Genomic DNA, 11,325 nt, shown 5'->3' on the forward strand with positions numbered 1-11,325 from the left:
TGTCGTTGGGTCGGTCGATGCCGAGTTTCTCGATCAGGTTGGGACCACCCAGATGAACCGTCTCGCCGTCGACAGTGGCTCTGACGCCGAGACCGCGGAGGTTCTCGAAGTTCGAGACCTGCGCTCGTTGGATGTCACGTTCGGCGGCGGCGTTCCGGATGGCGCGAGCGATCATGTGCTCGGAGTCGCCCTCGACGCCCGCAGCAACCTCGAACGCGCGCTGTTCGTCCCAGTCGCCCGCCGTCGCGACGCCGACGACGCCCTGCTCACCCTTCGTGAGCGTCCCGGTCTTGTCGAACATCACCGTATCGAGGTTCCGAGCCTCTTCCATGGCGATGCGGTCGCGGATGAGCATCCCGTTCTGGGCGGCCGTGGAGGTGTTGATCGCCACTACAAGTGGGACGGCCAGACCGAGTGCGTGCGGACACGCGATAACGAGAACGGTGACGACGCGTTCGAGGACGCCGATGTTGAACCCCTGTACGATGATCCACGCGATGGCCGTAATCGCTGCGACGCCGAGTGCCACGTAAAACAGCCAGCCGGCTGCTCGGTCGGCCAGGAGTTGCGTGCGGGATTTGGACTGCTGGGCCTCGTCGACGAGGCGCATGATGCCTGCCAGCGTCGTTTCGTCGCCAGTCTTCGTCACCCGAACACGGAGGCTGCCGTCCTGGTTGACTGTGCCAGCGACGACTTCCGACTCGGGTTCCTTGTCCACGGACCGGGACTCGCCGGTGATCATCGACTCGTCGACCGAGGACTCACCGTCGACGACTTCGCCGTCCGCAGGTACACTCGCACCCGGACGAACGAGAACAACGTCGCCCTCGTCGAGTTCGGAAACGGGAACCTCCTCCGTATCTCCGCTCTCGGTGATGCGCTCGGCGGTGTCGGGCATGAGTTTCGCCAGTTCGTCGAGCGCACCGGAAGCCTGCCGAACCGAGCGCATCTCCATCCAGTGGCCCAGCAGCATGATGTCGATCAGCGTGACGAGCTCCCAGAAAAAGGGGGTCGTCCCCTCGAGAAACAAACTTGCAACCGAGTAGACGAATGCAACGGTAATCGCCAGCGAGATGAGCATCATCATCCCTGGCTCGCGATTTTCCAGTTCGGAGCGGGCCATCGAGAGGAACGGCACGCCACCGTACGCGAAGATAATCACCGAGAGGACAGGTGTGATCCAGCCGCTCCCGGGGAACGTCGGCGCCGTGTAGCCGAAGACGTCCTGAATGAATTCACTAAAGAAGAGAACTGGCACTGAAAGGATGAGCGACACCCAGAATCGCCGCCGGAACATCTGTTCGTGGCCCGTGTGATCCGTATGTGCGCCGTGATCTTCGTGCTCTCCCTCATGGCCGTGGGTGCCCTGGTCGTGAGCCCCGTGGCCGTGCTCATCGGCTACGTCGTGAGTGTGCTCTGTTTCAGAGTGAGAGTGCCCGCGCTCGACCGTCTCGGCGTCACGGCGCTTCTCGTAATCTGACGGATGACTGTGCTGAGGGGACGGCGGAGGGACAGTATCTTCCGTCCCAGAACTGGCTTCTAGCTGGCAGATACGGCAACATCGGACTGTGGCATTGGGCTGTCGGGAGGAGCGAGGGTCTGGTGACGACTCGTCCGTGTGCTCGTGGTGGGGATGATTGCTCATGGGTGTATATCGGCGTCGTTCCTCCTTCAATTGTATCTGGTTCCTGAGACTACGAATAGGGGGCTCCGGCAGAACGAGCCCCTGAGAGCGAACGGCAGGGTCATTTGTAGATACCGCGCCGCTGTCTCTTAGGTATATGTGGCGTATCCAGTGTCCTCGACAGCCTGGACAAGTGCTTACAGCACATTCCCTCTACTGTGATAGGTGTCACACAGGCATCACTACGACTGCCTCTCTTTTGCGGATTGTCCCTTTGATTCGGTGCGGGTCGTGATGTCTCTTTTCGAAAATAAAGCTAGTTCTGACACAGTACACTCGCTAATAGCTACCATCGTAGCCACACCTGATAGGGAGTCGAACCCACGGATACCACCCCACCTGTAACCGGGTGAATGGCTTCGAAGGATGGTTGGAAGGACCGGTCAAAATCGAAGTCGCTCGGGGTAGTATCAGCGTTCGATTCGAATATCGTGCTGCGTTGTGATGAGCGTCCCATCCGGTTTCGATTGCAGGAACAGCCGGTATCTTCCTGGGGTAGGGAACCGCGCGCCGAATTCAACTCTGGGGGTCTCGGAGGTAGTGGCTTTGCTAGGGCGTCACCGTTCGTGGGGCGACCTTGAACAGAGTCTTACTCCGAATAATCAAAACGGGTACGGCGCTGTCTCGCCAACGAGAGAGTATGACTAAGCAACCCAGAGTGAGGTGGAGTGAATGAATCAACGCCGGGCCGACACGGTGGTCGGCCTTCTCGTCGCCGCCGTCCTCCTCGTCGGCGGTGCGCTCATCTGGCAGGCGTACCAGCAACAGCGAGCCTTCGACCAGATGGGATCGATGATGGGGACATCGATGGGGGCCGTCCACGGGACGAATCCGCTCTGGTACGTTCTTGGGACGTTACTTGTCGCCGTCGTCATCGGCGGCCTCTATCTTACCGTCCGTGACGATCTCTCCGTAGCTGCAAGTGCTCAACCGTTGAACGAGTCATCGAGCACGGCCAGCGAGGAAGTCGACAACTCACCGCAGAGTGACGTCCAACCGGACGACGCGATCAATCCAGAAGAGCAGCCACAGACTCGTGTTCTCGACCTCCTGCCGGACGACGAACGCCGGATTCTCGAACCGGTGCTCTCCTCGCCTGGCATCACACAGATCGAACTGCGGGATCGCTCGGACTTTTCGAAGAGCAAGGTGAGCCAGACAGTGAGTGCCCTCGAAAAGCGCGGCCTGTTGTATCGCGAACGGCAGGGGCGGACGTACCGCATCTATCCGAGTGACGAGTTGCAGCAGAACCAGGTCTAGTAGGGTTGACAGTCGGGAAAAACCGAGATTGTCAGTCGGCGGCGTGAGCGTGCTCGCCGTGTCCCTCCTCGCCAACCGAATCCGAGCTGTGAAGCCAGTAGAGGAACAGGAAGAAGATCGTCGCGAGCACGTTCAGGACCATCTTGTAGTTCATCTCGGCCGATAGTCGCGGCGGCGGAGCCCCCCTTCTTGAAGAGGTTCTTCGCCGTGGCGATTGCTGAGTACGAACACGACGAGGAGACGAACCCGAACAGTGACCCGTAGCCGAGTTCCCGGAGGCCGTGGCCGTCTAGCAGGTCAGAAACCTTTTCGTCGGATGTCCAGGCCTCGACGCCGCCGGCGATGGCGAACCCAATGACCAGCGCCCACCACGTGATCCACGCCATCGCTGCTGTTGTCGAGAGGAACTGGCGCGTACTCTCGACGAAGAACGGCACCAAGGGCTTCGATGTCGTGAATACACCGAGCGCCACCGTCGCCAGCGCGATGACCGCGAGGATCGCGTATTCCTTTTTCTCCATAGCTACACTTGGGGCTCGATTTTTTAGGGAGATTTGGCTAACACACCACGGGTGAGATGGTCTCGTATTTTTCTGTTCGAAATGTACTGGCGACCGGGAGACCCGATTTTGAACTCCGCTAGCAAAGCTTGACCACGGGCACTGCTCTCACTTGGCGCTTCGCATGCTCCTGAAGGGCCGCTCGATGGCGGAAGCCACACAACTAGTCGGCACTCCGACATCAATTTTCGTCGTCGCTCTTGGACAATCACACGGTCAGTTGCTGAGACGGCAGCCCAACCAATAGCTCGCTACCGAACAACCTAACGTCGTGGTGTTCCTCTCCATACGTATGAGAGACGAGACGGACGACGTTCGCATGTAACTCGTTGACTGCAGGTACAACAACCGCGACCTCATCGTCCTCAAGGGCGCAACCCCCGACGGCATGCGGCTCTTCCGGCGAGAGCTTGCTGCACAGGCTGTCGATTTGGACTCAGTGACTGCTGCGAAGGACGTCTCAGCGTCTGGTCTCGAAAACGTTGACAACCTGGAACTCCGGGAACGATACGAATCGGAAGTCGAGCGGATGATCGCCCAACACGACCCCAATGATACGATTTAAAGCGAGCAACTAGCGCTTTCGGAGGGATTCTGTTTTACGACAGTACCATCAAACGTACTCATTGTGTCATAAACTCGGCGCGAGGGGATTCCTCGTTCTTCTGTCCCTGGGCATCCCTGGTGGGTCATCTGGAGCGCAACCAGCCCCTCGATTCAATAATAAAGAACAGCCCTAGGGGAAATGATGGAACCAAAACAGTGGAGACAGCTGAACAGATTCAGAGTTCCGGGACAGCTGTGAACAGCAGGACGAACGCGTTCACGGTCAACAGCGCCAGCACAACCCACTGGAAGATACGCTCGGGTATGTGGTCGAAGATGTAGACGCCGACCCACGCACCAAGGAACACCATCGGAACGGCTATTGCGGCCTCGATCATCAGCGTCGTCGTCACGGTCCCCGTGTACGTGAGGCTCCCGAGACGATACAGCATGAGCGTGCCGAAAAAGGCGGTGAACGTCGCTTTCATTTCTTCACCGCTCCAGAATCCGCTGGCGGACATGAACGCGCCGTAAACGATCATCGGCGGGCCGGGGACGGCGACGGCACCGCCGAAAATCCCCGCAAGGAGACCGGCCGTCGCGCCGACGATCTTCCCCGGTCTGTAATCCTTGTCCTCGATCCAGCCAGTGACGACGTCGAGTTGCTGGGTCGCGCCGACGATGATGACCGCAAGCACGAGAACCGCCCCGATAGCGACGCGCATCTGTGCCTTGTTAAACTGGCTGAACACGTAGATGCCAAGCGGCATCCCAACGACGAGTCCACCGACTGGAACGATCCACTTGCGCCAGTCGAACGCGTCCCGGACGCTCCACCAGACGCGGGCGTTGCTCACGACCGCCGTCGCGGTGAAGATGATTGAGGCACTTGAAGGCGACCGGAACAGCGGCATCAGACCCATCGACACCTGCGCGAATCCGAACCCGGCGATCCCGTGAATAACGGACGCAGCGAGGATGACAACCGCAGACAGCCCCGTCGTTACCCAGTTAGCTGTCAGCGTGACCACCTCGCCGTTCGAACAAGCGCGTACATCTCTGCTCGGCCAATACTACGGCCTTCTCTCTTAGGCAATTTCTCCCTAAGAAGCGTAAGGCCAGTGACTCACTCATCCTTCGAACCTGCCACTAGATCGTACTACGAGACTGTTTTGCAAATCGAACTCGACCGGTCTCGGGTTTCAGTCGACTATGTAGCCGATAGCGAACCCATACGTAGTCTTGTGCAGTCTTTCGAATTTTAACCACAACTTATGAACAGCCAACGGTCGTATCTACAGTCACGTCACGATGAACCAGGACGAGACATCTATCGGCGAGTGGCAATCTCTAGATGGTGACCCTGCGCATGACAGGACAGGCGACCCAGACGTCGTCTTCGCGCACGTCAGCGACCTCCACGGACAGCTCACGCCACGCTACCAGGTCTATTACGACAACCCCACGTCGAAACCGAACTTCGAGTTCGGAGACGACGACCGCGTCATCAAGCGCGGTGGCGGGATTCCCCTGCTCGCGGCCAAACTGGACGAACTCCGCGAGGACGACGAGGTCTGCACCCTGATGAGCGGTGATACGTTCCACGGCTCCGCCGTGACCACCTACACCGACGGGCAGGGAATGCTCGAGCCCATCAACGAGCACGTCGCGCCCGACGTCTATGTCCCCGGGAACTGGGATTACTCGAACGAGGCCGTCGAGGACGGCAACTTCGTGGAACTCATGGATGATCTCGACGCCATGGTCCTCGCGAACAACCTCTACGACTGGGAGACTGACGAGCGGCTGTACGACGCGTACAGCATCCTCGAGGTCGGCGGACTCTCCGTAGGCGTCGTCGGCATGACGAACGTCTACGTCGACCGGATGGCTCCTTCGTTCTGGGAAGGGAAGTACCGGTTCGGCAAGCACCCCGCACTCCTCGAAGAGTCAGCACAGGCCGCCCGCGAGGACGGCGCGGACATCGTGGTAGCGGTCACCGAAATCGGCCTGCCGTGGATGGTCCAGGCTGCGAAGGACTGTCCGAGCGTGGACGTGATGTTCAGCGCCCACACTCACGAGTACACCTACGACCCCATCGTCGTTGAGGAGACTGACACCGTGATCGTCGAGTCCGGCATGGGCGAAGCGCTCGGCCGCGTGGACCTCCGCGTTCACGATGGCGAGGTGCAGTTCCGACACCACCTCTACTGTCTCACTGAGGACGGCGAGCACACCCCCGATCCCGACGAGGAGGCCAGAGAGACGGTCGAGTCCGTTCGCGCGCCGTTCTTCGAGGACGACCCCGAGTTCGAGCGGGGAGCCGGAACGCTCGACCGACCCCTCGATACGATCGTCGGAGAGACCGAAACACCGCTCTACCGACAGTCGTTCCTCGAGAGCGCGTGGAACACGCTGTTCAATGACGCACTCAAAGCCTACTTCGACACTGATCTGGCCGTCTCACATGGGTTTCGATATGGGACCGCTATCCCGCCCGGTGACATCACGCTCAGCGAACTCTACACGTTCTTCCCGATGGCGGCGCCCGTCGCCCGCGGCGTCGCGTACGGCCAGCAACTCACGAGCCACATGGAGGAGTTCCTTGAGGACAACTTCACGCCCTACCCGTACGACCAGGAGGACGGCCGCGTCCGGAACTTCTCCTCGAACGTCGAGGTGACCGTCGACCCGACCGCAAAGCGCGGCCGTCGCCTCGTCGAGATGCGTATCGACGGCGAACCGGTCGACCCCGAAGAGACGTACTCGGTGGCGACTTTCCGCAGGCCCGGCGATCCCGAACGCGACCTCGGTAACTGCGGGTTCCCGTTCCAGGACGTCAAGGTCGACGACGGGACGATACCGGTCGACGTCCTCGTCGAGTTCCTCGAAGAACACTCACCAGTCGACTACGAGGTGATGGGACTGGTTGAGACTGCGGACGATGGTGGCGGCGCCCAGAACACGCCTGCCGACGGGCCGTATCCGTTCATCCAGCCAGGCGTCGACTATCAGGGCGGAGAGGCCTACTGCGAGACGTCCATGATTCCCCGTGGGAACGATTTCCCCGAAGAAGGGCGTAATCGAAGCGCTAGATAGCGACGGGACACGCGACAGAGCCAACGAACGGCAATCAAACACTACACAGGTGAATTACGATGGTCACAAACATCACTGCGGAACAACTCGCAGACAAGATCGACGCCGACGAACAGTTCACGCTCATCGACACGCGCCCTGAAGATAGCTTCGAGGCCTGGCATGTCCGCGACGCGGAGAACGTTCCGTACGACCCTGACGAAGGGCTGAGCGAGGGGAAACTCAACGAGGTGAACGCACTGCTCGACGGGCGGCCGGTCGTCGCCATCTGCGGGAAGGGTCTGACGTCGACACCGTTCGCGTTCGACCTTGACGAGCACGGCTATGACAACGTCGAGGTCGTCACCGGCGGGATGGAAGAGTGGAGTAAGCTCTACGAGGTCGTCCCCATCGAGACGTCCAACGACGACCTCGTCGTTCGGCAGGTCCAGCGCCGGGCGAAGGGCTGTCTCGGCTACGTCGTCGGCTCGAAAGAGGCGGGAGAAGCCGTCGTGGTCGACGCAACCAGACAGACCGACCGGTTCAAAGTCGCTGCCCAGGACGCTGGGCTCTCCATAACACGCGTACTCGATACGCACGTCCACGCCGACCACATCTCGGGCAGTCCGACACTCGCTGACGAGAGCGGCGTGCCCTACCACCTCGGTGAAGCAGCCAGCGAGCGCGATGTCGAGTACGAGTACGAACCGCTATCAGATGGAGAAGTCATCGAAGTTGGCGACGTCGAGATTGAGGCGCTCCACACGCCTGGTCACACCTCTGAGATGATGAACTACCTGGTCGACGGCGAACTCCTGTTGACGGGCGATACGCTGTTCGTTGACTCTGTCGGGCGGACGGAACTCCAGTTCGGCGAAGAGGATGCGTCCCATGGCGCCGAACTACTGTACGATTCACTCCACGAGACCATCCTCGATCTGCCGGATGACACCACGATTCTGTCGGGCCACCTCACCATCACGAGCGATGGGCGCTACGAGAACGGCTCGCCGGGCGCCCCGCTCGAGGCCCGGCTCGGAAATCTACGTGAGGAACTCGATCTGCTCGGGCTCGACCGCGAAGCGTTCATCGAGCGGTTGACCGAGAACGCTCCGGAGAAACCCCCGAACTACGAGCAGGTCATCGCCATCAACACCGGCAAAACGACCGTCGAGGACGAGAGTGAAGCAACAGAACTCGAATTGGGACCTAACAACTGTGCCGCCTAACAGACAGCGACCACTCACCCGTCGCAGGCTCCTCCAGCTGACGGGAGCATCTACTCTCGGAGCGCTCGCGGGCTGTGGCAGTCAACTACCTGGAAGTGACGATGACGAAGGTCGTGAGGTGACGCCGCGCTCGACAGTCACGTCCGAGCCAGATAGCTCCGTCAGTCTCACTGCGGGGGCCGGAACAATTCAACCGGGTCCCGATGTATCGACATCTAACTGGCTGTACGACGAGCAGTTCCCGGGGCCGGAACTCCGTGTACAGGAGGGGGACGTGCTCAGCGTTGAGTTGACCAACGACCTCGAAGCAGAGACCACGATTCACTGGCACGGGGTCCCGGTTCCGAACCCCGTCGACGGTGTTCCGGGAGTGACACAGGAACCAATCGCGCCCGGCGAAACGTTCGAGTACAGGTTTCGTGCCGAACCCGCCGGGACGTATTTCTATCACAGTCACGTCGGACTCCAACTCGACCGTGGGCTGCTTGGGCCACTAATCGTCGAAGAGCGTGACCCACACGTCGAGTACGACCGCGAGTACGTCGTTGTCCTCGACGATTACCTCCCAGACGAGCCTCAGCTGCCGTCAGACGGAGGGAGAGGGGGCGGTGGGATGGGCGGAGGAATGGGTGGCGGCGGTATGATGGGCGACGTTCGGCCACCCTACGACGGACTCCTCATCAACGGTCGACTCCCCGAGGATCCCCAGACATTCGGCGTCACGGAAGGCGAGCGGATTCGCTTTCGGTTCGTGAACGCCGGCAGCGCGACGGTCTTCGGCGTCCGAATCGCCGGCCACGAGATGACAGTGACCCACGCCGATGGCCGCCCCGTCGACCCCGTCGACGTGGACTCGTTCGCCTTCGGTGCCGGCGAGCGCTACGATGTCGTGGTCGAAGCGACGAACCCAGGACGATGGTTCGTTCAGGCGGACGCACTCGACGGGAACGAACCACCAGCCAGAGCGGTCGTCGAATATGAGGGCACCGACGGCACTAACACACCACAGGTTCCGTCGTCGCCCGGCGACCAGCTACAGTACAGCGACCTGCAGGCGATTTCTTCGCTCGACGGCGTGAGCGGGAGCCCTGACCGGACGTTCGATCTGACCCTCTCTCGCGGCGGCGGCCAATCGTATACGTGGACGATCGACGGGCAGACCTATCCGGACGCCGATCCGCTCCGAATTCGACCTGGAGAGCACGTCCGGATTCGGATGACCAACCAGAGTCCAGTCGTCCATCCGATGCACCTCCACGGCCACTTCTTTCAGGTTGGCAACGCTGTCAAGGATACCGTTATGGTGCCGGGGCATCGGGGGCAGGTGACGCTGGACTTCCACGCAGACAATCCCGGCCGGTGGCTGTTCCACTGTCACAATCTATATCACCTCGACGCAGGCATGGCTCGCATCGTGAAATACGTCGAGTGACCGAGCGGAGCGGCTCGATTTGGGGCCATAGATACTCGAACTACCCTCTCGTCCGCGAGATCGCGGGACTACTCCTCTTCCGCACTCGGCCACTGACGCGCGTCTGCTCGGATTATTCCACGCATAGTCCGACGTCGCTCTTTGAGTTCTTCGAGCGCGTCCGCGAACTCCTCGTCAGAAACTGTCGGGATATCGTGCTCGCGGAGGACGGTGAGGTCGGGTGGCGGTGGCTGCTCGTCGGACGGCGGCGCGAACGTGCTGACCGTATCGAGGTAGCTCTGGACGCTCGACCGAGCGTCCACCATGATCGAGTCGGCGGGCCTGTTCTCTTCGGGCGTCGCTCGTTGCCAGATAGTCAGGGCGTCGTCGAGACTGGCGACGCTCAGCACGGCGGCGGCCTCGCGCTCGTCGGTGTAGAAGTAGTGGAGAATGGGGTACGCCTTGTGATTCGCGGTCAGTTTGTTCAGCGCCGTGGTGATGCTATTGAGCGGGAGTGCGACGTCCTCGAACCCGTCGCCGTTCCAAGTGGCGGCGACGATCGATCCGCCGTCCGGTCCGAGTCCGCTCACATTCCGTGCAAACGAGCGTTTCTGCGTGACGGCCTCGAGAACGGAGAGGACGTAGGTAATGCTCAGGGTCACCAGTAGCATTCCACTGGCAGTCATCAGCGCCGTCAGGACCTGCCAGAGTTCGCCTCGTGGCGCGAAGTCGCCGTTGCCCATCGTGAACAGCGAATATCCCACGAAGTAGAATCGTTCGGCCAAGGAGATAGGGCCCGAGGCGATAGTGTCTTTTAAGGCGGTGTCAGCGCTCGCGAAGACGAACGTCCATCCGCTCCAGAGAAGGGTGATCCACATCGCAAGTCCGAGGGTTAGGACTATTGGTCCGGTCAGCGTTCGAACGCGAGGGCTATACGCCCCGAAGCGACGCAGCGGTTTCCACGTCCACGACATCAGGCGTCCAGTAAGGGGCCCCGAACCGCCCTCAACCCAGAGCGTCGTCCACAGGAGATCGGTTACGGCTACGACGAGCAAACCAACGCCTAATCCGAAGTAGAGATAGTTCACGTGTCGATTATTCTCCCTGAAACGGGGTTACACTGGAAAATCACACGTAATATATCCATTACGTGGCGAGCCGGCGTAAGCCCGTATTCGAGCTGTGTGAGGAGACCTTTGCATGTCATAGTTGACAAGTACATCGATAGCGGCGACATCCGATCACTACTCACGGTCGCCGATCTGTGAGTAGATACAGAATGCAATTGGAACGCCATCTTTTACACGATTGTGGCTAGAAATCCGAAGTTCCAGAGCGGTTTAGCCGGATTTTACGGACTTGACGAGAGTGAAAGCAGTATCAGCAAGCCAGCGACTCTGCAGATAAACGGACCTCCTGTGTAGGAGGTTTTTAGGAGGTGAATAGTATTCCTTTCGACGCGTGTACCACAAACCGTATATGCTATTTCGTAGACTCGGTGCGAAGCTTCCGATAGTTCTCGCGGCGATAGCGGTACTGCTCGTTCTAACGAGTGGT

Annotated in this window: 8 protein-coding genes and 2 pseudogenes; 6 read left to right on the forward strand and 4 right to left on the reverse strand. The window is 60.1% G+C overall.

Annotation, left to right across the window (positions count from 1 at the left end; translation table 11 throughout):
- Window positions 1-1,297, reverse strand: a 1,297-nt coding sequence (locus EGH23_RS25795) for a heavy metal translocating P-type ATPase (protein WP_236045102.1), incomplete at its 3' end; no start/stop codon positions are given.
- Between the two features lie 24 nt (window positions 1,298-1,321).
- Between EGH23_RS25795 and EGH23_RS26750 the strand changes: the two genes are divergently transcribed.
- Together EGH23_RS26750 and EGH23_RS25800 are read left to right on the forward strand one after the other, a co-directional pair.
- The gene (locus EGH23_RS26750) at window positions 1,322-1,480 is read left to right on the forward strand and encodes a hypothetical protein (RefSeq protein ID WP_236045103.1); all 159 of its coding nucleotides are present in this window, start codon (window positions 1,322-1,324) and stop codon (window positions 1,478-1,480) included.
- Window positions 1,481-2,356: 876 nt separating this feature from the next.
- Window positions 2,357-2,944: a helix-turn-helix transcriptional regulator gene (locus tag EGH23_RS25800; protein ID WP_220582852.1), complete on the forward strand. Its 588-nt coding sequence runs from the start codon at window positions 2,357-2,359 to the stop codon at window positions 2,942-2,944.
- A gap of 158 nt (window positions 2,945-3,102) precedes the next feature.
- Here EGH23_RS25800 and EGH23_RS25805 read toward each other — a convergent pair.
- A pseudogene (locus EGH23_RS25805) lies at window positions 3,103-3,465 on the reverse strand (permease); the annotation flags it as partial.
- 331 nt (window positions 3,466-3,796) lie between these two features.
- On the opposite strand from EGH23_RS25805, the pseudogene EGH23_RS27470 reads away from it, so the two are divergent.
- Window positions 3,797-4,069, forward strand: a pseudogene (locus EGH23_RS27470) (DUF7967 family protein).
- 217 nt (window positions 4,070-4,286) lie between these two features.
- On the opposite strand, the gene EGH23_RS25810 reads toward EGH23_RS27470, so the two are convergent.
- Window positions 4,287-5,081: a sulfite exporter TauE/SafE family protein gene (locus EGH23_RS25810; RefSeq protein WP_328767178.1), complete on the reverse strand. Its 795-nt coding sequence runs from the start codon at window positions 5,079-5,081 to the stop codon at window positions 4,287-4,289.
- Between the two features lie 280 nt (window positions 5,082-5,361).
- On the opposite strand from EGH23_RS25810, the gene EGH23_RS25815 reads away from it, so the two are divergent.
- The 3 genes from EGH23_RS25815 to EGH23_RS25825 all read left to right on the forward strand — a co-directional run bounded on the left by EGH23_RS25815 (window position 5,362) and on the right by EGH23_RS25825 (window position 9,789).
- Window positions 5,362-7,149, forward strand: coding sequence for a 5'-nucleotidase C-terminal domain-containing protein (locus tag EGH23_RS25815; protein WP_220582854.1), 1,788 nt, complete (start codon window positions 5,362-5,364; stop codon window positions 7,147-7,149).
- Window positions 7,150-7,208: 59 nt separating this feature from the next.
- Window positions 7,209-8,357 (forward strand): MBL fold metallo-hydrolase, encoded by a 1,149-nt coding sequence (locus EGH23_RS25820; RefSeq protein ID WP_220582855.1) that lies wholly within the window; start codon window positions 7,209-7,211, stop codon window positions 8,355-8,357.
- A gap of 118 nt (window positions 8,358-8,475) precedes the next feature.
- Window positions 8,476-9,789 carry a multicopper oxidase family protein gene (locus EGH23_RS25825; RefSeq protein WP_328767181.1) on the forward strand — a complete coding sequence of 438 codons (1,314 nt, stop codon included), beginning with the start codon at window positions 8,476-8,478 and terminating at the stop codon, window positions 9,787-9,789.
- 68 nt (window positions 9,790-9,857) lie between these two features.
- Here the strand turns inward: EGH23_RS25825 and EGH23_RS25830 are convergent, their stop codons facing one another.
- Window positions 9,858-10,646 (reverse strand): potassium channel family protein, encoded by a 789-nt coding sequence (locus tag EGH23_RS25830; protein ID WP_220582857.1) that lies wholly within the window; start codon window positions 10,644-10,646, stop codon window positions 9,858-9,860.
- Between the last annotated feature and the right edge of the window lie 679 nt (window positions 10,647-11,325).

This window comes from Haloarcula nitratireducens (assembly GCF_019599505.1).

Bases quoted from the DNA above. Each gene is read 5' to 3' on its own strand.
- EGH23_RS26750 (WP_236045103.1), top strand. From the start codon at position 1,322: ATGTGCGCCGTGATCTTCGTGCTCTCCCTCATGGCCGTGGGTGCCCTG.
- EGH23_RS25800 (WP_220582852.1), top strand. From the start codon at position 2,357: ATGAATCAACGCCGGGCCGACACGGTGGTCGGCCTTCTCGTCGCCGCC.
- EGH23_RS25815 (WP_220582854.1), top strand. From the start codon at position 5,362: ATGAACCAGGACGAGACATCTATCGGCGAGTGGCAATCTCTAGATGGT.
- EGH23_RS25820 (WP_220582855.1), top strand. From the start codon at position 7,209: ATGGTCACAAACATCACTGCGGAACAACTCGCAGACAAGATCGACGCC.
- EGH23_RS25830 (WP_220582857.1), bottom strand. From the start codon at position 10,646: ATGTGGATCACCCTTCTCTGGAGCGGATGGACGTTCGTCTTCGCGAGC.